Origin of the sequence: Isoptericola sp. NPDC056618, assembly GCF_042792715.1 — a bacterium.
Lineage (GTDB): Bacteria > Actinomycetota > Actinomycetes > Actinomycetales > Cellulomonadaceae > Isoptericola > Isoptericola nanjingensis.
Map to the genome: position 1 here is coordinate 20,461 of NZ_JBHTVZ010000009.1, position 22,729 is coordinate 43,189.

General features: G+C 75.9%; 22 protein-coding genes. 10 read left to right on the forward strand and 12 right to left on the reverse strand.

The features are described 5' to 3' along the window. The first annotated feature begins 7 nt into the window (after positions 1-7). The 7 genes from ACFQ8T_RS12320 to ACFQ8T_RS12350 all read left to right on the forward strand — a co-directional run bounded on the left by ACFQ8T_RS12320 (position 8) and on the right by ACFQ8T_RS12350 (position 6,248). A complete protein-coding gene (locus tag ACFQ8T_RS12320) occupies positions 8-847 on the forward strand; it encodes a hypothetical protein (RefSeq protein ID WP_430546821.1) in 840 nt (279 codons plus the stop codon). Between the two features lie 136 nt (positions 848-983). After that, on the forward strand, positions 984-1,238 hold the full coding sequence (locus ACFQ8T_RS12325; RefSeq protein ID WP_430546822.1) for a hypothetical protein: 255 nt from the start codon (positions 984-986) through the stop codon (positions 1,236-1,238). A gap of 19 nt (positions 1,239-1,257) precedes the next feature. Beyond that, on the forward strand, positions 1,258-2,373 hold the full coding sequence (locus tag ACFQ8T_RS12330) for an adenosine deaminase (RefSeq protein WP_430546823.1): 1,116 nt from the start codon (positions 1,258-1,260) through the stop codon (positions 2,371-2,373). Further along, complete coding sequence (gene deoC, locus ACFQ8T_RS12335) at positions 2,370-3,101, forward strand: deoxyribose-phosphate aldolase (protein WP_430546824.1); 732 nt, start codon at positions 2,370-2,372, stop codon at positions 3,099-3,101. Before ACFQ8T_RS12330 ends, deoC begins: the two co-directional genes overlap by 4 nt. A 10-nt stretch (positions 3,102-3,111) precedes the next feature. Further along, entirely contained in the window at positions 3,112-3,762 is a 651-nt protein-coding gene (locus tag ACFQ8T_RS12340) for an ATP-binding cassette domain-containing protein (protein ID WP_430546825.1), read from the forward strand. A gap of 18 nt (positions 3,763-3,780) precedes the next feature. Continuing rightward, positions 3,781-5,334 carry a hypothetical protein gene (locus tag ACFQ8T_RS12345; protein WP_430546826.1) on the forward strand — a complete coding sequence of 518 codons (1,554 nt, stop codon included), beginning with the start codon at positions 3,781-3,783 and terminating at the stop codon, positions 5,332-5,334. Positions 5,335-5,417: 83 nt separating this feature from the next. Further along, positions 5,418-6,248, forward strand: coding sequence for a siderophore-interacting protein (locus ACFQ8T_RS12350; protein WP_430546827.1), 831 nt, complete (start codon positions 5,418-5,420; stop codon positions 6,246-6,248). A 7-nt stretch (positions 6,249-6,255) separates the two neighbouring features. Here ACFQ8T_RS12350 and ACFQ8T_RS12355 read toward each other — a convergent pair whose 3' ends face one another. Further along, positions 6,256-8,103 carry a phospho-sugar mutase gene (locus tag ACFQ8T_RS12355; RefSeq protein ID WP_430546828.1) on the reverse strand — a complete coding sequence of 616 codons (1,848 nt, stop codon included), beginning with the start codon at positions 8,101-8,103 and terminating at the stop codon, positions 6,256-6,258. Positions 8,104-8,143: 40 nt separating this feature from the next. After that, positions 8,144-8,995: a purine-nucleoside phosphorylase gene (locus ACFQ8T_RS12360; protein ID WP_430546829.1), complete on the reverse strand. Its 852-nt coding sequence runs from the start codon at positions 8,993-8,995 to the stop codon at positions 8,144-8,146. A 185-nt stretch (positions 8,996-9,180) separates the two neighbouring features. Between ACFQ8T_RS12360 and ACFQ8T_RS12365 the strand changes: the two genes are divergently transcribed. Further along, positions 9,181-10,584: an NAD(P)H-quinone dehydrogenase gene (locus tag ACFQ8T_RS12365; RefSeq protein ID WP_430546953.1), complete on the forward strand. Its 1,404-nt coding sequence runs from the start codon at positions 9,181-9,183 to the stop codon at positions 10,582-10,584. Between the two features lie 34 nt (positions 10,585-10,618). Here ACFQ8T_RS12365 and ACFQ8T_RS12370 read toward each other — a convergent pair whose 3' ends face one another. Next, on the reverse strand, positions 10,619-11,143 hold the full coding sequence (locus ACFQ8T_RS12370) for an NUDIX domain-containing protein (RefSeq protein ID WP_430546830.1): 525 nt from the start codon (positions 11,141-11,143) through the stop codon (positions 10,619-10,621). 29 nt (positions 11,144-11,172) lie between these two features. On the opposite strand from ACFQ8T_RS12370, the gene ACFQ8T_RS12375 reads away from it, so the two are divergent. Next, positions 11,173-12,534, forward strand: coding sequence for an MFS transporter (locus tag ACFQ8T_RS12375; RefSeq protein WP_430546831.1), 1,362 nt, complete (start codon positions 11,173-11,175; stop codon positions 12,532-12,534). Positions 12,535-12,595: 61 nt separating this feature from the next. Here ACFQ8T_RS12375 and ACFQ8T_RS12380 read toward each other — a convergent pair whose 3' ends face one another. The 5 genes from ACFQ8T_RS12380 to ACFQ8T_RS12400 all read right to left on the reverse strand — a co-directional run bounded on the left by ACFQ8T_RS12380 (position 12,596) and on the right by ACFQ8T_RS12400 (position 18,225). After that, entirely contained in the window at positions 12,596-14,386 is a 1,791-nt protein-coding gene (locus tag ACFQ8T_RS12380) for an acetyl/propionyl/methylcrotonyl-CoA carboxylase subunit alpha (RefSeq protein ID WP_430546832.1), read from the reverse strand. Positions 14,387-14,562: 176 nt separating this feature from the next. Beyond that, a complete protein-coding gene (locus ACFQ8T_RS12385; protein ID WP_430546833.1) occupies positions 14,563-15,240 on the reverse strand; it encodes a Maf family protein in 678 nt (225 codons plus the stop codon). Positions 15,241-15,257: 17 nt separating this feature from the next. Further along, positions 15,258-16,184 (reverse strand): AEC family transporter, encoded by a 927-nt coding sequence (locus ACFQ8T_RS12390; RefSeq protein WP_430546834.1) that lies wholly within the window; start codon positions 16,182-16,184, stop codon positions 15,258-15,260. A gap of 24 nt (positions 16,185-16,208) precedes the next feature. Continuing rightward, positions 16,209-17,954, reverse strand: coding sequence for a DUF885 domain-containing protein (locus ACFQ8T_RS12395; protein ID WP_430546835.1), 1,746 nt, complete (start codon positions 17,952-17,954; stop codon positions 16,209-16,211). Positions 17,955-18,000: 46 nt separating this feature from the next. Continuing rightward, positions 18,001-18,225 carry a DUF6458 family protein gene (locus ACFQ8T_RS12400; protein ID WP_430546836.1) on the reverse strand — a complete coding sequence of 75 codons (225 nt, stop codon included), beginning with the start codon at positions 18,223-18,225 and terminating at the stop codon, positions 18,001-18,003. A 159-nt stretch (positions 18,226-18,384) separates the two neighbouring features. On the opposite strand from ACFQ8T_RS12400, the gene ACFQ8T_RS12405 reads away from it, so the two are divergent. Further along, the gene (locus ACFQ8T_RS12405) at positions 18,385-19,578 is read left to right on the forward strand and encodes a glycerate kinase (RefSeq protein WP_430546837.1); all 1,194 of its coding nucleotides are present in this window, start codon (positions 18,385-18,387) and stop codon (positions 19,576-19,578) included. Between the two features lie 4 nt (positions 19,579-19,582). Here the strand turns inward: ACFQ8T_RS12405 and ACFQ8T_RS12410 are convergent, their stop codons facing one another. Genes ACFQ8T_RS12410 through ACFQ8T_RS12425 form a run of 4 tightly spaced genes read right to left on the reverse strand, consistent with a single transcriptional unit; the run spans position 19,583 to position 22,697 of the window. Next, positions 19,583-20,155 (reverse strand): hypothetical protein, encoded by a 573-nt coding sequence (locus tag ACFQ8T_RS12410; RefSeq protein WP_430546838.1) that lies wholly within the window; start codon positions 20,153-20,155, stop codon positions 19,583-19,585. Beyond that, on the reverse strand, positions 20,152-20,394 hold the full coding sequence (locus ACFQ8T_RS12415; protein ID WP_429762479.1) for an acyl-CoA carboxylase epsilon subunit: 243 nt from the start codon (positions 20,392-20,394) through the stop codon (positions 20,152-20,154). Before ACFQ8T_RS12415 ends, ACFQ8T_RS12410 begins: the two co-directional genes overlap by 4 nt. Beyond that, positions 20,391-20,999 carry a hypothetical protein gene (locus tag ACFQ8T_RS12420; protein WP_430546839.1) on the reverse strand — a complete coding sequence of 203 codons (609 nt, stop codon included), beginning with the start codon at positions 20,997-20,999 and terminating at the stop codon, positions 20,391-20,393. Before ACFQ8T_RS12420 ends, ACFQ8T_RS12415 begins: the two co-directional genes overlap by 4 nt. A gap of 45 nt (positions 21,000-21,044) precedes the next feature. Next, positions 21,045-22,697: an acyl-CoA carboxylase subunit beta gene (locus ACFQ8T_RS12425; RefSeq protein ID WP_430546840.1), complete on the reverse strand. Its 1,653-nt coding sequence runs from the start codon at positions 22,695-22,697 to the stop codon at positions 21,045-21,047. Positions 22,698-22,729 lie beyond the last annotated feature (32 nt).

Here is a 22,729-nt window from a genome sequence, read left to right on the forward strand (position 1 = left end):
CCGGACGATGGCGGCGCGGGCGCTGCGCGCGACGGACGTCCTCGCGCTCCTGGGCGCGTTCGCGGGGCCGACGCCGGAGCTGCCGCCCGCCGGACGGTTCGCCCGCCCGGAGGTGCCCGAGGACCTCGTCCCGGCGCTCGCCGCGCTCGCCCCGGCGGTGCGGGCACGGGTGCTCGACCCGCTCGGCCGACGCGGTCCGCAGCCCGCCCCGGGGCGCCCGCGCACGCTGACGCTCCCCGCCGCGGACGGTGTGGTCGCCCCGGCCCGGCAGGTCGACGAGCGTACGTGCGGCGCGGCGGTGCTGGCCCTGCTCGCGCTCGCGAGCGACCCGCGCCGGGCGCTCGAGCTGAGCCGCCGGCCGCCGGGTGCCGCCGAGATCTTCGCCGGGTCCCAGCGAACGCTGCACGCCCGTGCCACGCGAGGGCCGGGCGGCCTGCCGGCGTGGCCCGTCGCGCTCGGCACGCCGCCGTGGGGAGCGGCCCGCGTGGCCCGGTACGGACCGGTCCGCTACACCCATCGCGTGGTCGGCGGGCGCTCGGGCGCGCGCGTGCTGGCCGCCGCGGTGGACGCTGCGGCCGCGGGCGTGCCCGTCCCGCTGTACTCGGGCGGCGACCTCGCCGGCGGCGTGTCGACGGCGGTGCCCCGGCACGTCGTCCTCCTCACGACCGTGCGGGGCGGCGTCGCGACCGTCTACGAGCCGTCGGCCGGCCGGCTGCACGCGGTGCCGGTCGCGCGGCTCGTCGCCGCCGGCGCCCGGGAGCGCGGGAACGACCCGCCGGCTACCGCCGCGCTGGGCGGCTGGCCGCACGTGGTGTGGGCGCTGCTGCCGCGGGACGCGCGAGGCTGAGGGCCGACCGCCACCGAGGTGTCAGACGCACGGCCTGCTCCCGTACGTCCTGACAGGGGTCCCGGCTCCTCTGGCGCGCCACGGGGCCGGGGTCCACGATGGGAGCGCACCGCCGTCGAGCGAAGGGACAAGCCCCATGAGCACCGCCCCGGACGACGCCTGGCGGGACGCCGGGCTCGGGAATCCCGACGACACCACGAGCCTGGTCGAGGACGCCCTGACGGACGACGCGGAGGCGGGCGACGCCGCGGAGGCCGGTGGCCGCGTCGAGGAGTACAAGCCGCGCCACGCCCGGCCCGACCTGGACGGCGAGGCCGCGGAGGCCGACGTCGTCGAGCAGAGCCAGGAGGTCCCCGGGCTCGACGATCCCGAGGCCTCCGGCGACGCCTGATCGCCGGTAGGTTGGCCCCATGACGCAAGCCCTCGTCGACCTGATCCCTGACCTGCCCAAGGTGCTCCTGCACGACCATCTCGACGGGGGACTGCGACCGCAGACCGTCCTCGAGCTCGCCGCCGAGGTGGGTCACGAGCTCCCGGCGTCGGACGCCGGGTCGCTCGGCACCTGGTTCGTCGAGGCCGCCGACTCGGGGTCGCTGGTGCGGTACCTGGAGACGTTCGACCACACCATCGCCGTCATGCAGACGGCCGACGCCCTGGCCCGCGTGGCGCGCGAGGCCGTGCTGGACCTGGCCGCGGACGGCGTCGTGTACGCCGAGCAGCGCTGGGCGCCGGAGCAGCACCTGGCCCGCGGGCTGACGCTGCCGGAGACGGTCGAGGCCGTGCAGGCGGGCATCGACGAGGGCATCCGCGAGGCGGCGTCGCGCGGGCAGATCATCCGCGTCGGGCAGCTGGTCACCGCGATGCGGCACACCGACCGCTGGCAGGAGATCGCCGAGCTCGCCGTCGCCCACCGCGACCGCGGCGTGGTCGGCTTCGACATCGCCGGCCCGGAGGACGGGTTCCCGCCCTCGCGGCACGTGGAGATCTGGCGCTACCTGGCCGAGCAGGACTTCCCGACGACGATCCACGCGGGGGAGGCGGCCGGGCCCGCGTCGATCGCCGAGGCCGTGCACCTCGGCCAGGCCGACCGGATCGGCCACGGCGTGCGGATCGTCGAGGACATCACGTTCCACGAGGGCTTCGACGACGACGGCGAGCGGCGCGCCGAGCTGGGGCGCCTCGCGCACTGGGTGCGCGACCACCAGATCGCGCTCGAGGTGGCGCCCGTGTCGAACCTGCAGACGGGCGCCACGTCGGCGACGTCGGTGGCCGACCACCCGATCACGCGCCTCAAGGAGCTGGACTTCGCGGTCACGCTCAACACGGACAACCGCCTCATGTCCCGCACGTCCATGACGAACGAGATGACGCGGCTCGTCACCGAGGCCGGCTGGACCATCGACGACCTGGCGGACGTCACCCTGACCGCCGCGTGGAGCGCGTTCATGCACCACGACGAGCGCCGCGCGCTGGTCGACGACGTCATCCTGCCGGGGTACCAGCAGGTCGAGGGAGCGCAGCGATGAACGACGCCGCCCGGTCCGGCCAGGCCGACGTGCCCGCCGACGCCCTCGCGCTCGCGCGGTTCGTCGACCACACGCTGCTCAAGCCGGAGGCCACGACCGCCGACGTCACGGCCCTGGTGGAGGAGGGCGTCGGCCTGGGCGTGTTCTCCGTCTGCATCTCGCCGACGTTCGTCGCGCACGCCGCGCGCGTCGCGGCCGGCCGGATCGCGGTGGCGACCGTGAGCGGCTTCCCGTCGGGCAAGCACGTCAGCGCGGTGAAGGCGGCCGAGGCGGCCCGCGCCGTCGCCGACGGCGCCGACGAGGTCGACATGGTGATCGACGTCGGCGCGGCCAAGGAGGGCGCGTTCGACGCGGTCCGGGCGGACATCGCCGCGGTCCGCGCGGCCGTGCCCGCCGAGCACCTGCTCAAGGTCATCATCGAGGCGGCCGCGCTCACGGACGCCGAGATCGTCGCCGTCTGCCGGGCCGCGCAGGACGCCGGCGCCGACTTCGTGAAGACCTCGACGGGCTTCCACCCTGCGGGCGGCGCGTCCGTGCACGCGGTGGAGCTCATGGCGCAGACGGTCGGGGGCGCGCTGGGGGTCAAGGCCTCGGGCGGGGTCCGGACGCTGGACGACGCGCTCGCCATGATCCGCGCCGGCGCTACGCGGCTGGGCCTGTCCGGGACCGCGGGGGTGCTCGCGGGGTTCTCCGGCCAGCCCGCGCCCGCCGGCGACAGCGGCTACTGAGGGCCGCCGGGTGGCCGCCGAGCCGCTCGTCGACGTCCGCGCGGCCGCGCGCACGCGCGGCACGGTCCAGGTCCTGGCGCCCACGTCGCTGACGCTGGGGCCGGGCGAGGCGGCCGCCGTCGTCGGGCCGAACGGCAGCGGCAAGTCGACGCTGCTGCGCCTCGTCGCGGGCAAGGACGAGCCGACCTCGGGCGACGTGCGGGTGCTCGGCCTGCCCGCCGGGCAGGCGCGCCTGCGGCGGCGGGAGGACGTCGCGCTGCTGCTGGGCGGCCTGGCCGCGTACCCCGACCTCACGGTCGCCGAGCACCTGCGCCTCGTCGCGTCGGCGTGGGCGGGCCGGCATGCGGGCCCCGACGTCGAGACGGCGCTCGCGGCGGCCGAGCTGGACCGGGTGCGCGACCAGCTCCCCGGCGAGCTGTCGTCCGGGGAGGGGCAGATGTTCGCCCTCGCGACGACGCTCTACCGGCCCGCTCGCCTCGTGCTGCTCGACGAGCCGGAGCAGCGGCTCGACGCCCGATGGCGGGCGGTGGCGCGGCGCCTCGTCTCCGGCGCGCTGGACGCCGGCCGCGCGCTGCTCGTCGCGACGCACGACCCCGACCTGCGCGCCGACCTCGCCCGCCGCGGCCGGGAGGTCGAGCTCGCGGCCCCGGGGCGTCGATGAGGGCACGGTGAGCGCGTCGTGAGCGTGCCCGCGCACGTCGACGACGGCGCCCGCGTGCCGTACCCGCGCTGGCGGCGCTGGGTCGCGTCGCTGCGTCGCCGGACGCTGGTCGTCCGGGCGGCGGAGTCCGGCGGGGACCCGCACGACCGCGTCTACCTCGGGTACGGGGTGGTGCTGCTCGCGCTCGTGTACGGCCCGATCCTGTGGAGCGCCCTCGCCCAGGCGGCCGCGGCGGTACCGGTGCCCGACGCGGCGGAGGGGCGGGCGGCGCTGCTCGTCGCCGGGTCGGCGCTGGCGCTCGGGGTCGCCGGCCTCGCCGGGCTGGCCGCGTCCCGGGCGGGCGGACCGCTGTGGACGAGCCGCGCGGAGACGACCTTCGCGCTGTCCGGCCAGTTCCGCCCTCGCGACGTCCTCCGCCGCCGTGCGCTGCTGCTCACCCTCGGCGCCGCGGCCGTCGGCGCCTTCGCCGCGACCGCGGGCGCCGCGGGCCTCGCGGGCGGGCCGGGGGCCGCCGACCCCGCGACGCTCCTCGGCGCGGGGGTGGGGGCCGCGCTGCTGGCGCAGGTCCCGCTGGCCGTGGGCGCGGCGGCGCAGGCGCCGGGACGACGGGGCGCCGCAGCCGGGGTCACCGTCCTCCTGCTGGCGCTCGGGCTGGTCGCGGCCCTGGGGGCGGCGACGCCCCTGGCGGTGCCCGCCCTCGCCCCGGCACCGTCGCCCGCGACCCGGGCCGGCGTCCTCGTGGGCGGCGCGCTGGTCGTCGCCGCCGGGCTGGCGTCGGCGTGGCTGGTGGTGAAGATGCTGCCGGACGAGCTCGACGTCGACGCGGCCGCCGCGGTCCAGTCGCGCACGGTGACGGCCGGCCGCGGTCTGGTGGGCGGCGACTCCGGGGCGGCGGCCGACGTGCTCGGGCCCCGCACGTACCGCGGACGCCGGGCGCGTCTGCCGCGGCCGCTGCTGCGCGCGGCGCCCCTGGTGGCGCGGGACCTCCTCGGCCTGCGACGCCGGCCCGCCGCGGCCGGCGCCGCGCTCGCGACGGGAGTCGTCGGCGCGCTCCTCGTGCGGTGGGGGACCGACGGCGGCCCCGCCGTCGTGACCGTCGCCGGAGCCCTGGCCCTGTACGCGGCCGCGCGGACCTGGTCGGACGGCCTGCACGCGTTCGCCGCCCCGCCGCAGCCGGGCGCCCTCCTGCCCGGCTCCGCCGGGCGCGCCGTCGCCGGCCACGCGGTGGTGCCCGCGGTCCTGGCCGTGATCGCGGCCGCGGCGGGCACGGCGGGAGCGGGGGCGGGCGGCGTCGTGGCGGCGCTCCTCGTGGTCGCCCTGGTGCTCGGCGCGCGCGTCTGGGTGGCGGGCGCGACCGCGGCGCCGCCCGGTCTCTTCACGCCGATGATGACGCCGAACGGCGACATGTCCATGCTGGTCCTGGGCGCGTGGTACCTGCGCGGGTGGCTCGTGGTGGCAGCCGCCGCCTGGCTGCTCCAGCGGGCCGGCCCCGGCGCGACGACGGCGGTGCTCGTCCTGGCCCTCGCGGCCGGTCTCGCGGCGGCCGGGGTGCACCGGTTCGCGCGGGCGTGAACCGTAGTGAGCCGACGTGGGCCGACGGGGTGAGCGACGTCACACGCGGGGTGCCGGCCCGGAGAAGTTAGGCTCGCCTCACCATGTCTGACTCGCAGCCCCAGACCCCCGCCGGCCCGCCCGCCCGCAAGCGCACCCCTCGGCACGCGACGGTCACGGCCGTCCACCGGGTCACCCCGCACCTGGTGCGGGTCACGATCGCCGGCCCCGAGCTCGCGGCGGTCGAGCCCACCGGGCACACCGACACCTACGTCAAGCTCGTGCTCGGCGAGCTGGCGGACGGCCGCCCCCTGCTGCGCGCGTACACGGTGCGGTCCCGGCGCGACGCGGACGCCGCCGCGTCGGGCGAGGCCGAGTGGGACCTCGACCTCGTGGTGCACGGGGACGAGGGCGTGGGCGGGCCGTGGGCGACGGGGGTCCGGCCGGGGGAGCCGGTGACGTTCCTCGGCCCGGGCGCCGGCTACGCGCCCGACCCGGAGGCGCCGTGGCACCTGCTCGTCGGGGACGACGCCGCGCTGCCCGCCATCGCCGCCGCGCTCGAGGCGCTCCCCGCCGGCGCCGTCGCGCACGCCGTCGTCGAGGTCCCCGGGCCCGAGGACGAGCAGGAGCTGGTCAGCGCCGCCGACCTCACGCTCACCTGGGTGCACCGCGGCACCGGCGACCTCGCCGGCACCGTGCGCGCCGCGCACGCGGCCGGAGACCTCCCCGCGGGCGCGCCGCACGTCTTCCTGCACGGCGAGGCCGGCATGGTGCGCGACCTGCGCCGGTGGGTCCGCGCGGAGCTGGACGTCCCGCGCGAGCTGCTGTCGGCGTCGGGCTACTGGCGCCGCGGCAGCGACGACGAGGACTGGCGCGCCCGCAAGGGCGAGTGGAAGGCCGCCGTCGACCAGGACGACGCCGCCCTGGTCGGCTGAGGCGGGGTCAGAGGCCGAGCGCCGCCCGGAGGTCGGCCTTGATCCGGTCGAGCTTCTTGTGCGCCGCGACGCGCAGCCGACCGACGTCGATCGCCGACGCGTCCGGGGCCACGGGCTCCACGACCTCCAGGTAGCACTTGACCTTCGGCTCGGTGCCGCTGGGCCGCACCACGACGCGCGTGTCGTCAGCGCCGAGCAGCACGATGCCGTCCGTGGGCGGCAGTCCGTCGATGCCGTCGGAGAGGTCGAGCACCTCGGCGACGCCGGCCCCCGCGAGCGTGCGCGGCGGCGCCGTGCGCAACCGCGCCATCGTGTCGGGGATGCGGGACAGGTCGTCGAACCGCACGGAGAGCTGGTCGGTGACGAAGAGCCCGTTCTCGCGGGCGACGTCGTCGAGCGCGTCCACGAGCGTGCGGCCGGCGGCCTTCTCCCGGGCGGCGAGCAGCGCCACGAGCACGGCGGTGCTGAGCCCGTCCTTGTCGCGCACGTGGGCCGGGTCCACGCAGTAGCCCAGCGCCTCCTCGTACCCGAACACCAGCCCGGGGGTGCGGGCGATCCACTTGAAACCCGTGAGCGTCGTCGCGTGCCCGACCCCGTAGCGGACCGCGATCGACGACAGGACCCGCGACGACACGACCGAGGACGCCACGACCGGGCCCGTGCCCGAGCCGTCCGGCGCGGGCACCTCGCCGCGGGCGATGCGGCGCACCGCCTCGCGCCCGAGCAGGGCGCCCACCTCGTCGCCGTGCAGCATCCGCCAGCCGTGCGAGCGGGCCGTCTCCGCCCCCTGGTGGGTGCCGTGGCTCGGGTCGTACACGGCGACCGCGCACCGGTCGGCGTCGGGGTCGTTGGCGATGACGACGTCGGCGTGCGCCTCCGCGAGGGCGACCGCCATGTCGATGGCGCCGGGCTCCTCCGGGTTGGGGAAGCGGACCGTGGGGAACGCCGGGTCGGGGTCGAGCTGCTCCTCGACCGGCAGCACCCGCGTGAACCCCGCGTCGGCCAGCACCCGGGCGAGCACGCGACCGCCGACGCCGTGCAGCGACGTCGTGACGACGCGCAGCGCCGCCCGCTCCGTCGGGCCGGTGGACGTGCCGGCGCGCTCGGCCAGGTCGTGCACCGACGCGACGTACGCGTCGACCACCTCGCGGCCCAGGACCCGCCAGCCAGACTCGACGCGCGGGACGCCCGACGGCGGCCCCGCCGCGGCGATGGCCTCGGCGATGCGGGCGTCGTGGGGCGGCACGATCTGTGCCCCCTGGCCGGCGTCGGTGACGACCCGCCCGCCGAGGTACACCTTGTAGCCGTTGTCCTGGGCCGGGTTGTGGCTCGCGGTGACCATGACACCCGCGTCGGCGTCGAGGTGGCGCACCGCGAACGAGAGCACCGGGGTGGGCAGGGCGGAGGGCAGCAGCAGCACCTCGTGGCCGGCGGCGGTGAGCACCGCGGCGGTGTCCGTGGCGAACGTCGACGACCGGTCGCGGGCGTCGTAGCCGACCACCACGCGCGCCGCCGCCCCCCGGCCCAGCACCGACGTGAGGTACGTACCGAGGCCTGACGCCGCGGTCGTCACGACCGCGCGGTTCATCCGGTTCGGACCGGGTGCCATCGCGCCGCGCAGCCCTGCGGTGCCGAACTGGAGCGGACCGGCGAACCGGTCGCGCAGCAGCGCGACGGCGTGCTCGCGGGTGCTCGGTCGCTCGGACGACGTCTGCTGGGCCAGCCGGGACAGCTCGGCCTTGTCGTCGTCGTCGACGTCGTAGCGGATCCAGCGCTCCACCGCGTCGAGCAGGATGGGCAGTTCGGTCGCCGTCGCGGCCGGCTCGTAGGCCGGGTCGTCGGTGTCCAGGCTCATGGCGGGGTCCCCTCGGTCGGGTGCTCGGCTCGGTGCGCGCTTACAGGGCGGTGACGATGCGGGCGAGGAGCTCGCTGATGCGCGGGCCGGCGGCCTGGCCGGCCTCCAGCACCTCCTCGTGCGACAGCGGCTGCGGGCTGATGCCCGCGGCGAGGTTGGTCACGAGGGACACGCCGAGCACCTCCATGCCGGCGTGCCGGGCGGCGATGGCCTCGAGCGTGGTCGACATGCCGACGAGGTCCGCGCCCATGAGGCCGGCCATCTTCACCTCGGCGGGCGTCTCGTAGTGCGGCCCGTGGAACTGCGCGTACACGCCCTCGGGCAGCTCCGGGTCGACGCCGCGGGCGATCTCGCGCAGCCGCGGCGAGTACAGGTCGCTGAGGTCGACGAACGTGGCGCCCTCGAGCGGCGACGTGGCCGTGAGGTTGAGGTGGTCGCGGATGAGCACCGGCTGGCCGGGCCGCCACGCGATGTGCAGGCCGCCGCAGCCGTTGGTGAGCACGACGGTCTCGCAGCCCGTGGCCGCCGCGGTGCGCACCCCGTGCGCGACGCGCCGCACGCCCTTGCCCTCGTACAGGTGCGTGCGTCCGCCGATGACGAGCGCGTGCCGCACCGCGCCGTCGGGTCGCTCCACGCGGATCGAGCGCGTGGTCGCCGCGTGCCCCGCCACGGCGGGGCGGGCGAAGCCGGGGATCTCGTGCGTCGGGATCTCCGCGACGACGTCGCCGACCAGCTCGGCGGCGCCGCCCCAGCCGGAGCCCAGCACGAGGGCGACGTCGTGACCGGGCACCCCGGTCGCCTCGGCGATGTGGTCGGCCGCGGCGCGGGCGACGTCGAACGGGTCGGTGGTCGGGTCGTCGAGGTCCCCGACGCTGCGGCTCGTGGTGCTCATGGTCCCGAGGGTAGTCCGGGCCGCGACCCGTCGCCGCGCCGACACCGGGGCCCCGGCGGCCTGACACAATGGCCCCCGTGCCCTCCGTGAACACCCCTTCCCCGGACACCTCGCCGGCCACCACCCCCGACAGCCCGGCCTCCACCGTCGCCGCCACCCCCGGCGTCCCCGAGACCGACCCGCGCCTGCCGCACGTCGTCGTCGTCGGAGGCGGCCCGGGCGGCTACGAGGCCGCCCTCGTGGCCCGCCGGCTCGGCGCCCGCGTCACCGTCGTCGAGCGCCACGGGCTCGGCGGCGCCGCCGTGCTCACCGACGTGGTGCCCTCCAAGACCCTCATCGCCACCGCCGAGTGGTTCACCACGGCCGAGCAGGGCCCCGAGCTCGGCGTCCGTGGCGAAGCCCCCGCGGGCGAGCGTCGCGACCTGGTCGACCTCGAGGCCGTGAACGCCCGCGTGCTCGCGCTCGCCGACGCGCAGTCGCGCGACATCCACTCCCGGCTCGAGCGCGAGGGCGTCGAGATCGTCGCCGGCGCAGGCCGGCTCGACGGCCCGTCGCGGGTCGTCGTCGACACGGGGACGGGCGTGACGACGCTCGACGCCGACACCGTGCTGCTCGCCGTCGGCGCCACGCCGCGCACGCTGCCCACCGCCGTCCCCGACGGGGAGCGCATCCTCACCTGGACGCAGCTCTACGGCCTCGCCGAGCTGCCCGAGAAGCTGATCGTCGTGGGGTCCGGCGTCACCGGCGCGGAGTTCGCGGGCGCCTACCAGGCACTGGGCTCGCAGGTCGTGCTCGTCTCCTCCCGCGACCGGGTGCTGCCCGGGGAGGACATGGACGCCGCCGAGCTGCTGGAGGGCGTCTTCCGCGCCCGCGGCATGACCGTCATGTCGCGGTCGCGTGCGGCGTCCGCCGTGCGCACCGAGGACGGCGTCGCCGTCACGCTGACCGACGGCCGTGTCGTCGAGGGCTCGCACGTGCTCATCGCCGTCGGCGGGGTGCCGTCCACCGCCGGCATCGGCCTCGAGGAGGCGGGCGTGCGCCTGTCGGCGAGCGGCCACGTCGAGGTGGACCGCGTGTCGCGCACCTCCGTGCCCGGCGTCTACGCCGCGGGCGACTGCACCGGCGTGCTGCCGCTCGCGTCCGTCGCGGCCATGCAGGGCCGCATCGCGATGTCGCACGCCCTGGGCGACGCCGTCGCGCCGCTCAAGCCGGGTCGCGTCGCCGCCAACATCTTCACCGCGCCGGAGATCGCCACGGTCGGCCTCAGCGAGTCGACGCTCCGCGAGCGGGGCTACCGGTACGTCACGACGACGCTGCCGCTGGCGCGCAACCCGCGCGCCAAGATGCTCGGCATGCGCGACGGCTTCGTGAAGCTCTTCGCCCACCCGGACGCCGGCGTCGTGCTCGGCGGCGTCGTCGTGGCCCCGCGCGCCAGCGAGCTGATCTTCCCGATCACCCTCGCCGTCGCGCACCGCCTCACCGTGGACGACGTCGCCGACTCGTTCACGGTCTACCCGTCGCTCTCCGGGTCGATCGCCGAGGCCGCCCGCGTGCTGCACGGGCAGTCGGGGGAGGACGCCGCCGTCTGACGGCCCCGTGCCGGGCGCGCCGGGACCGGCCGGGTCAGGACCGGCCGTCGAGCCGCGCCCGCAGCGCGGGCCACGCCGTCGCGAACGCGGGCAGCAGGGGGAGCGTCGTCACCTCGTCGACGGCGACCCACCGCACCTCCAGGCTCTCCGGGTCGGCCGCGCCGGGCGTCACGCGGGCGCCCGGCGCGACGTCCGCGAGCACGGTGGTGTAGGCCCAGGGGCCGTGGTCGAGCACGTGCGTGCCCAGCACGTGCACCGCGCGCGGCTCGACGGCCGCCTCCTCGAGGCTCTCCCGCAGCGCCCCGTCGACGGGCGTCTCGTCCGGGGCCAGCGCGCCGCCCGGCACGCCCCACGTGCCGCCCTGGTCCGACCAGACCGCGCGGTGCTGCAGCACGACGTCGGTCACCGGGCCGAGCGCGCCCGGGGCGCCCGGCCCGCGGCGCGCGAGCAGCAGCCCCGCCGCGCCGTAGAGGCCCCAGTGCCGGTGGTCGCCGCAGGCCACCCAGCCGTCCCCGGGGTGCCGGTGGAGGGTCTCGCGCGGGGGAAATCGGCTGGGCACGCGGTCAGGCTACAGGCGACGATGGCACGGTGAGCGCCCACGGCACCGATGAGTTCCCCGACCCCGCACCGTCATCCACCACCATGGACGACGAGGCGGCGGACCCGCGCGACGAGATGCCCGGCTGGAAGCGGAACGTGGCGATCTTCCTCACCGGCCAGACGATCTCGCTGCTCGGGTCGATGCTCGTCCAGTTCGCCGTGATGTGGCACTTGACGATCGTCACGCAGTCGGGGTCCGTGCTCATGCTCAGCATCGTGTTCGGCATGCTGCCGCAGGCCTTCATGTCGATCTTCGGCGGGGTGTGGGCGGACCGGCACTCCCGCAAGCTGCTGATCATCGGCGCGGACAGCGCCATCGCGACGATCACGCTGGCGCTCGCGCTGCTCATGCTCTCCGGCGTCGACGACCTGTGGCTGATCTACGTGGCGCTCGCCGTCCGCTCCACGTTCGCGGGTATCCAGACCCCCGCGGTGAACGCGATGGTGCCGCAGATCGTGCCGGCGCCCCAGCTCATCCGCATCAACGGGATCAACCAGTCCATCCAGTCCGGCATGATGCTGCTCGCCCCCGTGGTCGCCGCCGCGATCTACGCGAGCTTCGACATCGTCGCGGTGTTCTTCGTGGACGTCGTCACCGCGGTGCTCGGCATCGGCATGCTGCTGCTGGTCACCGTGCCGCGACTGGTCCGGCACGACGACGCCGCGCCCGAGGGCGCCGGCACGGAGAAGCCGAGCTACTTCGGCGACCTGGCCGCGGGCGTCCGCTACATCCGTGGCCACGGCGCCGTGAAGTGGCTCATGACGATCTTCGCCACCACGATGGTGCTCATCGGCGCGCCCTCCTACCTCACGCCGCTGATGGTGACCCGCACCTTCGGCGACGAGGTCTGGAAGCTCACCACCAACGAGGTGTTCTGGGCGGCGGGGATGCTCGCGGGTGGGCTCGCGATGGCGTTCGTGGGCACCCGGGTCACGAACCGGGTGGTGCTGATCGTCGGGAGCACCCTCGCGGCGGGGGTGTTCACCGCGGGGCTCGGGCTGGCCACGAACATGTGGGTCTTCTTCGTCCTCGGGCTGCTGATCGGCGTCACGTTCACGCTGATGTCCGCCCCCAGCATGGCCATCCTGCAGGAGACCGTGGAGCCCGAGATGCAGGGCCGCGTCTTCGGCTTCGTCGGCATCGTCATGACCGTCGCCATGCCGCTGAGCATGGTGGTCTTCGGCCCGCTCGCCGACCGCTACTCCGTGCAGGTGCTGCTCGTCGTCGCCGGCGCGCTGCTCGTCGCCTTCGTCGTCGCCGTGCTGTCCGTGCCCTCCGCGCGGCGGTCGCTGGCCGCCATCGCCCGCCCGGCCGAGCCCGCCGAAAGGGTTCCCGACCCCGCGAGGTAGTACGAGAGCCCGCGAGGGAGCAGGGGCCCTGCCGAGGTAGGGGAAGGAGACCGCCTCGGGGTCAGTCGACGATCTCGCAGATCGCGGCGCCGGCGGTGACCCCGTCGCCCGGGGCCGCGGACAGCGACCGCACGGTGCCCGCCTTGTGCGCGAGCAGCGGCTGCTCCATCTTCATGGCCTCGAGCACGACGACGAGGTCGCCCTCGGCCACCTGGGCGCCGTCCGCGACCGCGACCTTCACGATGGTGCCCTGCATGGGCGACGCGAGGGTCGCGCCGCTCGCGGCGGACGACGCGCGGCCGTTGCCGCGGCGGGCGGGGCGGCGGGCGGCGTTCGCACGGCGCGCGCGACCGGCGGCCACGCCGAGCCCGGCGGGCAGCACGACCTCGAGGCGGCGGCCGCCGACCTCGACGACGACGCGCTCGGCGAGCTCCTCGGCCGGCTCCTCGGCGTCGGGCACCGGTGCCGGGGCAGCCGGCGCGAGCTTGCCCAGCTCGTCCGCGAAGTCCGTCTCGATCCAGCGGGTGTGCACGCGGAAGGGGGAACCGTCGGTGGGGACGAAGTCCGGGGCCTCCATCACCGCGCGGTGGAACGGCACGACGGTGGGGATGCCCGCGACCTCGAGCTCGCGCAGCGCACGGCGGGCTCGCTGGGCCGCCTGCTCGCGGGTGGCGCCCGTGACGATCAGCTTGGCGATCATCGAGTCGAAGGCGCCCGAGATCGTGTCGCCCTCGACGACACCGGTGTCGACGCGCACGCCCGGGCCGGACGGCCAGCGCAGCGTGGAGACGGTGCCGGGGGAGGGCAGGAAGCCCGCGGCCGGGTCCTCGCCGTTGATGCGGAACTCGAACGAGTGGCCCCGCACGGTGGTGGAGTCGTACCCCAGCGGCTCGCCCGCCGCGATGCGCAGCTGCTCGCGCACCAGGTCGATGCCGGTGACCTCCTCGGTGACCGGGTGCTCGACCTGCAGGCGGGTGTTGACCTCGAGGAACGACAGGGTGCCGTCGGTCCCGACGAGGAACTCGCACGTGCCGGCGCCCACGTACCCGGCCTCGGCGAGGATGGCCCGCGACGCCCGGTCGAGCTCGGCCTCCTGCTCCGGGGTGAGGTACGGCGCGGGCGCCTCCTCGACGAGCTTCTGGTGCCGGCGCTGCAGCGAGCAGTCGCGGGTGGAGACCACCACGACGTTCCCGTGCGCGTCGGCGAGGCACTGCGTCTCGACGTGGCGCGGCCGGTCGAGGTACCGCTCCACGAAGCACTCGCCGCGGCCGAACGCGGCGACCGCCTCGCGCACCGCGGACTCGTACAGCTCGTCGATCTCGTCGTCGGTGCGGGCGACCTTCAGGCCGCGGCCGCCGCCGCCGAACGCCGCCTTGATGGCGATCGGCAGCCCGTGCTCGGCCGCGAAGGCGTGCACCTCGTCCGCGCCCTGGACCGGGTCGGATGTGCCGGGCACCAGGGGCGCGCCCGCGGCCTGCGCGATGTGCCGCGCGCTCACCTTGTCGCCGAGGGACTCGATGGCGGCGGGCGGCGGCCCGATCCACACCAGCCCGGCGTCGAGCACGGCCTGGGCGAACTGGGCGTTCTCCGACAGGAACCCGTAGCCGGGGTGCACCGCGTCCGCGCCGGAGCGGCGCGCGACGTCCAGCAGCTTCTCGACGTCGAGGTAGGTGTCGGCGGCGCGCTGGCCCTGCAGCGCGAACGCCTCGTCGGCGAGCCGGACGTGCAGCGCGTCTCGGTCGGAGTCGGCGTAGACGGCGACGGAGGCGATCCCGGCGTCGGTGCAGGCACGGGCGATGCGGACGGCGATCTCGCCGCGGTTCGCGACGAGGACCTTGCTGATGGTGGGCACGGCTCACGGTAACGCGTGCGCCGTCGTCCGCCGGCACCCGCGCGACGCCTGCGGAGAAGTCTGTGCCGGGTACCAACGACGATCCGGGCCGTTTGGAGGGATCCCACATGGACCCGGGCGGTAGGTAGTGCCGGAGGCGCCCGGAGTTGGTGGTTTCGGCAGTGGGTCCGAGCCGCTCAGCGGGGGTCGCGGAGCGACCGCCAGGGGATCTCCAGCTCGCCCAGCAGCTCTCGCAGCAGCGGCAGGCTCAGCCCGACGACGCCGTGGTGGTCGCCCTCGATCCGGTCCACGTACGGGCCGCCGAGGCCGTCGATCGTGAACGCGCCGGCCACGTGCAGGGGCTCGCCCGTCGCGACGTAGGCGTCGATCTCCTCGTCGTCGACGTCGGCGAAGTGCACGGTCGTGGACGACGACGCGCCGAGCGTGCCGCCCGTGCCGCCGTCCTCGGGGTCGCGGGCGTCCACGAGCCAGTGGCCCGTGTGCAGGACGGCCGCGCGGCCGCGCATCGCGCGCCAGCGGCGGCGGGCGTCCTCGGCGTCCGCGGGCTTGCCGAGGATCTCCCCGTCCAGCTCGAGCATCGAGTCGCAGCCGAGCACGAGGGCGGACGCCTCGTCCTCGCCGCCGTCCTCGAGGCGGGCGCTGACCTCCTCCGCCTTGGCCTGGGCCAGGACGAGGACGGCGTCGGCGGGGTCGAGGTCGCCGCCGAACCCGGCGCGCGCGGCGTCGAGCACGGCCGGCTCGTCGACGGACGAGACGACGACCCGCGGTGTGACGCCGGCTGCCGCCAGGGTGGCCAGGCGGGCGGGGGACTGCGAGGCGAGGACGAGGCGCACGGGCGCGGTGGAGGCAGGCACGTGCGCACCCTAACCAGTCAGCCGGTGTGCAGCAGCAGCGACGACACCAGCAGGACGACGGGCGACGCGACGGTCGTGACCAGGATGGTGTCGCGCGCGAGCAGCTCGCCGGTACGGAAGCGCGCCGCGTAGTTGTACACGTTCTGGGCCACGGGGAGCGCGGCGAGCGTCACCGCCGTCGCCACCTGCGCGGGGTCCAGCCCGAACGCGTACCGCGCGAGGACGAAGGCGAGCGCCGGCATGACGACCGCCTTGAGCACCGACGCGACCACGACGGCCGTGCGCCCGCCCGGCTGCTGGAAGGGGCGCGACCCGTGGAGCGACATCCCGAAGGCGAGGAGGATCATCGGCACGGCCGCGCCGCCGAGGATCTCCAGCGGCGCGAGCACCGGCGCCGGGACGCTCCAGCCCGTCAGCGAGACGACCGCGCCCGCGAGCGAGCCGAGGATGATCGGGTTGCGCACCGGCTGGGCCAGCACGAACCCCACCGACACCCGCCCCGACGTCTGGGCGTCCAGCACCAGCAGCGTCACCGGGGCGAGGATCAGCAGCTGCAGCAGGATCACCGGCACGACGGCGGCGGGGTCGCCCAGCACGTACACGGCCACGGGCAGGCCGATGTTGTTGGCGTTCACGTAGCCGGCCGAGACCGCGCCGATCGTCGCCTCCGTGGCGGGGCGGCGCAGCCAGAGCAGGTTGACGACGACGAACACCGCCGCGACCGCCACCGCGGCGATCGCCTGCACCAGCAGCGGCGCCTGGAAGAGCTCGCCGACGTCGGCGTCCGCGATGACCGTGAACAGCAGCGCGGGGCTGGCGACGAAGAACCCGATGCGGTTCAGCGCGGTCCGGGCGTCGGGCCCGCCGAGGCGCAGGCGCGCCGCGACGTACCCGACGGCGATGACCACGCCGATGATCGCGAAGCCGGTGAGGATGCCTTCCATGCGGGGCGGGGGGAGCGCGCCGCGTCAGCGGGCGTCGCGCAGGGCGCCGGTCAGCACGTCCAGGCCGACCGAGCCGAGGCTGAGCGCCCGGGCGTGGAACGCCCGCAGGTCGAACTCCTCGCCGCGCGCCTGCGCCGCCGCCCGGGCGTCGTCGCGCGCCTGCTCCCACAGCCGCTGGCCCACCTTGTACGACGGCGCCTGGCCGGGCCAGCCGAGGTACCGGTTGAGCTCGAAACGCACGAACGACTCGGGCATGTTGACGTTCGCCTTAAGGAACGGCCACGCCTTCTCGGCGTCCCACACCCCGCCGCCCCACTGCTCGGGGGCGGGCTTGCCGAGGTGCACGCCGATGTCGAGCACCACCCGGGCCGCGCGCATCCGCTGCGCGTCGAGCATGCCGAAGCGGTCGCCCGGGTCGTCGAGGTGGCCGAGGTCGGCCATGAGCCGCTCGGCGTACAGGGCCCAGCCCTCGCCGTGCCCTGAGACCCAGCACATGAGGCGGCGCCACGAGTTCAGCGTGTCGCGCGCGACGACGGCGGCCGCGCACTGCAGGTGGTGGCCGGGCACGCCCTCGTGGTAGACGGTCGTCTTCTCGCGCCAGGTGTTGAACTCGGTGACGTCGGCGGGCACCGACCACCACATGCGCCCGGGCCGGGAGAAGTCGTCGCTCGGGGGCGTGTAGTAGATGCCGCCGGTCTGGGTGGGGGCGATGCGGCACTCGATGGTGCGCACCGGGCCCTCGATGTCGAAGTGCGTGCCCGCGAGGTCCTCGATGGCGGCGTCCGCGGTCTCCTGCATCCAGCGGCGCAGCGCGTCGGTGCCGTGCAGCGTGCGGGCCGGGTCGGCGTCCAGCGCGGCGACGGCGTCCTCGACGCTCGCGCCGGCACCGGCGATCTGGCGGGCCACGGCCTCCTGCTCGGCCACGATGCGGGCGAGCTCGTCGAGGCCCCACTCGTACGTCTCGTCGAGGTCCACCTCGGCGCCGAGGAACTCGCGGGAGAAGCGCGCGTAGCGCTCGCGGCCCACGGCGTCGCGCTCCGGCGCCTGCGGCGCGAGGTCGCGCTCGAGGAACTCGGCGAGGCGGGCATAGGCACCGCGGGCGGCGGTCGCGCCGCGCTCCAGCTCGGCGCGCACGAGGCTGCACGCGCTCGACTCGTCCAGGACGGCGGCGGCGTCGTCGCTGCGCACGAGGCCGTCGAAGAACGACTCGTGCCCGTCGAGGCCGGCGAGCTCGCGCGACTGGGACACGCCCTCGCGCACCTGGCGGATCGCGGCGACCTGGCCGCGCCGCGCGGCCTCGGTGAGCGACGCGACGTAGCCGTCGATCGCGTCGGGCACGGCGCCCAGGCGCGCGGCGATGTTCTCCCAGGCCTCGACCGAGCCGGTGGGCATGAGGTCGAAGACGTCGCGCAGCTGCTGCACCGGCGACTCGATGTTGTTGAGGCTCGCCAGCGGCTCGCCGGCGTCGTGCAGCTCGAGCGCCAGGCCCACCCGCTCGCGCATCGCGGCCAGGGTGACCCGGTCGACGGCGTCCAGCGGGCCGCCGTCGCGCTCGGCCACGTCCAGCTCGCGCAGCACGGCGCGGTCCGCCTCGGCCCGCTCCTCGTGCCCGGCGGGGGACAGGTTGGTCATGCGGTGGTCGTGACCCGGCAGCCCGATCGCGGTGGCGAGCAGCGGGTCGAGCTCGGCGGACCGGGCGACGTAGGCGTCGGCGACGGCGTCGACCGCCGAGGGGGTTCGAGGGGCGGCCGGGACGGTGTGCTGAGTCACACGCGAAGCCTAGCCCCGCTCGGCCGCGCGCCCGGCTCCGGTCCGCTCAGGCCGGCGGGGGCTGGCGGCGGTCGTCGTACCGCTCGACGGTGTGGCTGGTGTGTGCCCGCTGCCGGTTCTGCACGAGTCCCAGGATCAGCGCGAGCACCCCGGCGCCGATGCAGATGTAGCCCACGATGTTCAGGTTGACGACCTCCCAGGTGTCCGGCGCGATGGCGAATGCGAGGACGGCGCCGACGACGATGAGGAAGATGCCCGTTCCGATACCCATGAGCTGCCTCCGTTCTGCTGAGTCCGGGCTCGGACGCCCGTGCCTCGATCCTCGCGGGGTCCCTCTGTGCTCGCGCGCGGTGCCTGCGGGACCTGCCCGCGAGACGTTCCCGCGAGACGAGGACGCCCCGGCCCGGCGGCTCGGCTAGCCTCGGGCCTCGTGCACGAGGACGTGAAGGACACCCCCGCCCCCCGCACCCGACCCCTGAGCGTCGTGGTCGCCCCCGACTCGTTCAAGGGCAGCGCCACGGCGACGCAGGTGGCCGCGGCCCTCGCGGCCGGGGCCCGCGCCGCCCTGGGCGGCGACGCCGACGTGCGCGCCGTGCCGTTCGCCGACGGCGGCGAGGGCACCCTGGACGCGATCCTCGGGGCGTGGGGCGAGGAGCCCCGGACCTGCGCCACGACTGACGCCCTCGGGCGCCCGACCACCGCGCGCTACGGCGTCTCGCCCGACGGCCGCACCCTCGCGGTCGAGGCGGCGGAGGCCTACGGGCTGCCGAAGGTCTCGGACGTCGCGCTGCGGCCGCTGGACGCGACCAGCCACGGCGTCGGCACGGTGGTGCTCGCCGCGCTCGACGCCGCCCCGGACGCCGAGGAGGCCGTCCTGTTCGTCGGCGGGTCGGCCTCGACCGACGGCGGGGCGGGGCTCCTGACCGACCTCGGCGCCCGGTTCCTCGACGCGGCCGGCGCCCCCGTCCCTCCGGGTGGTGGCGGCCTGCGCACCCTGGCCTCCGTCGACCTGTCCGGCCTCGACGCCCGCGCCCGCACGCTGCGGTGGCGCATCGCGTGCGACGTCGACAACCCGCTGCTCGGGTCGCGCGGGGCGGCCGCCGTCTTCGGGCCGCAGAAGGGCGCGACGCCGGAGGACGTCGCGCTGCTCGACGACGGGCTCGCGCACCTCGCCGACGCCCTCGCCGCCGCGACCGGTCACGACGCGCGCGACCTGCCGGGTGCCGGCGCGTCGGGCGGGCTGCCGGTGGGCCTGTCGGCCGCGCTCGGCGCGGAGCTGGTGCCCGGCGGCGAGCTCGTCGCCGAGGCGGTGGGGCTCGTGGACGCGCTCGAGGGCGCCGACCTCGTGCTCACCGGGGAGGGCCGCCTCGACGAGCAGTCCCTGCACGGCAAGGTCGTCGACACCGTGGTGCGGCTCGTGGCCGGCCGCGCGGCGGTCGTCGTCGTGGCGGGCGGCGTGGAGCTCACGCCCGCCCGGGTCGCGGAGGCCGGGATCGCGGGGGCGTTCTCCCTCGCGCCGGGGCCACGCACGCTCGCCGAGCTCTCCCGCGACGCCGAGGTCGAGCTGGAGCGCACGGCCGCGCACGCGTGCCGGCTGTTCGCGGCCGGGCGCGCGTCGCGCTGACGCGTCAGCGCTTGCGGGTGCGGCGGCGGACGGCGTCGGCCCAGTCGCGGTGGTATCGCACCACGACGGTCTCGGTGCCCGGCGCCCACCAGACGGCGACCGGGTCGCCGTCACGCGGCGGAGGCAGCCGCTCCTCGTCGTCCGGCCGCACCAGGGACGAGTAGGGGCGGTCGGCCGTGCCGTCGTCCGTCGGGTAGGACACCACGCCGCTGAGCAGGAGGCCGGAGCTCGTGCGGCGCTCGTTCACGGAGACCGATCCGGTGACCGACCGCCTGTCCGCGCCGAACGCCGCGGCGTCGCGCCCCTCGGTGGCCTGGTGCTGGTCGTCCCGGTAGCGGACCAGGGCGGCGACGGCGGTGACCATGAGGCCGGCGAGCATGCCCATGAACAGCCACAGCTCGAGCTCGCCGGACGGGTCCTCGATCGTGCGCCGCAGCACGTAGAGGCCGGCGGTGACCACGAGGGCGGGCGCCCACAGCCACCGTCGCAGCCAGCCCGGGCGCGGGGGAGCGGGCAGCTCCTCCAGCGGCGCGTCGACCTCGTCGGGGCTCTCGACCTGCTGCCAGACGACGCTCACGAGTGCAGGCTCCAGCGCCACGCGTCGGCGTTGTGGCGGCCCCAGCGACCGCCGAAGCTCTTCGCGGTCACGCCCGCGCCGTTGCCGCGCACCGTGCGGGCGCGGTTGGTCCACTCCTCGACGGGGGCCTCGTCGTCGGGCAGCCCGCTCGCCGACGCGACCGCCGCGAGCCCGGCCACCAGCGCGGCGACCTCGACGTCGTCGGGCCGACCGCGCACCACGCGCACCTCGTTGCTCATCGCGCACCCCCGAGCGGGTCGTCGCCGTCCTCGTCGTCCAACCGGTCGTCCAACCGGTCGTCCAGCCGGTCGTCCAGCTCGTCGTCGAGGTCGTCGTCGCCGAACTCCACCGCCGCCCCACGCGACGTCGCCCACTCCGCGACCTCGTAGCCGCCGTCGAACAGGCGCTGCGCGACGTCACCGCCGGCCTCGTCGAGCAGCTCGACGACGCCGTCCAGGGTGCCGGGCGAGCCGGGCGTCGGGTCGGCCACGACGAAGCCGAGGTAGAACACCTCGGCCGGCACGGCGCCCTCCGGGGCGTCGTGGGTGTGCTCGTCCTCCTCCTCGTCGCCCTCCCACACGGAGCTCGTCAGGTCGGGGTGCATGCCCAGCCCGTCGTGCAGCGCGTCGAAGACGGAGGCGTTGAGCTGGCCCACCCGGTTCTCCAGCGCGAGCACGCGCGGGTCCTCGTCCGCCTCGGAGGCGCCGAACTCGGCGCGCACGCCGACCGCGGTCTGCACGTACTCGTGCAGGGCGGCCGCCAGCGCGTCGACGGCGCGGTGCATCGGCTCGGGGTCGACCGACCCCAGCGGGGCGGGTCCGTGCGTGGCGTCCTCGTGGCTCATCTGCTCATTCTTCCCGGTTTCGACGGCGCTCAACCACCGACGGTGTCACAGGGGGATGTTGCCGTGCTTCTTGGGCGGCAGGCTCGCGCGCTTGGTGCGCAGCGCCCGCAGCGCGCGCACCACCTGCACGCGCGTCTCGGACGGGCGGATGACGGCGTCCACGTAGCCGCGCTCGGCGGCGTCCCACGGGTTGACGATCGCCTCGGTGTACTCGTCCGTGAGGCGCTGCCGCTCCGCCTCGACGTCACCGCCGGACTCCGCGACCTCCTTGAGCGCCGAGCGCTGCAGGATGTTCACCGCCCCCGACGCGCCCATCACCGCGACCTGCGCCGTCGGCCAGGCGAGGTTGACGTCCGCCCCGAGCTGCTTGGAACCCATGACGATGTACGCCCCGCCGTAGGCCTTGCGCGTGATGACGGTGACCAGCGGGACGGTCGCCTCGGCGTACGCGTAGATGAGCTTGGCGCCGCGCCGGATGATGCCCTGGTGCTCCTGGCCGACGCCGGGCAGGAAGCCGGGGACGTCGACGAAGGTCAGCACGGGCAGGTTGAACGCGTCGCAGGTGCGCACGAACCGGGCCGCCTTCTCGGCGGCGTCGATGTCGAGGGTGCCCGCCATGGACAGCGGCTGGTTGGCGATGATGCCCACCGACTGGCCCTCGACGTGGCCGAACCCGATCAGCACGTTCTGCGCGAAGAGCGGCTGCACCTCGAGGAACGACTCGGGGTCGAGGACCGTCTCGACGACGGCGCGCATGTCGTAGGGCTGGTTGTCGCTGTCGGGGACGATGACGTCGAGCGCCTCGTCGTCCTCGGTGACCTCCAGCGGCGTCTCGTCCTCGGGCGGGAACGACGGCGCGTCGCCGAGGTTGTTCTGCGGCAGGTAACCCACGAGGTGGCGCACGTAGTCGATCGCGTCGTCCTCGTCCGCACCCAGGTAGTGCGCCACGCCCGACGTCGCGTTGTGCGTGCGGCCGCCGCCGAGGGTCTCGAAGTCGACGTCCTCGCCCGTCACCGTGCGGATCACGTCCGGGCCGGTGATGAACATGTTGGACGTGCCGTCCGCCATGACGATGAAGTCGGTCAGGGCGGGGGAGTAGACGGCGCCGCCCGCGCTGGGACCGAGGATGAGCGAGATCTGCGGGATCACGCCGGAGGCCGCGACGTTGCGCCGGAACATCTCGGCGAACTGCGTCAGCGCCGCGACGCCCTCCTGGATGCGCGCCCCGCCGCCGTCCGAGATGCCGATGATCGGCACGCCGGTGCGCAGCGCGAGGTCCTGCACCTTGGCGATCTTCTCGCCGTGCACCTCGCCGAGCGAGCCGCCGAAGACCGTGAAGTCCTGGCTGAACACGCACACCTGGCGCCCGTCGACCGTGCCGTGGCCGGTCACGACGCCGTCGCCCGCGACGCGCCGCTTGTCGAGGCCGAAGTTGCGGCTGCGGTGCATGGCCAGCGCGTCGAGCTCGACGAAGCTGCCCTCGTCCAGCAGCGCCTCGATGCGCTCGCGGGCCGTCTTCTTGCCGCGCGGGTGCTGCCGCGCCTTCGCCTTCTCCTCGGCGTCGGTCACGGCCTCGGCCCGCCGGCGCTCCAGGTCGGCGAGCTTGGCGGCGGTGCCGGAGAGGGCGGGCGACTCGATGTCGGTCGAGGAGGTGGCGTCGTTCACCCGACCGACCCTAGTTGGTGGGTTGCCACGCATCGATGCGCGACAGGCTGCGGCCCGCCCGGATT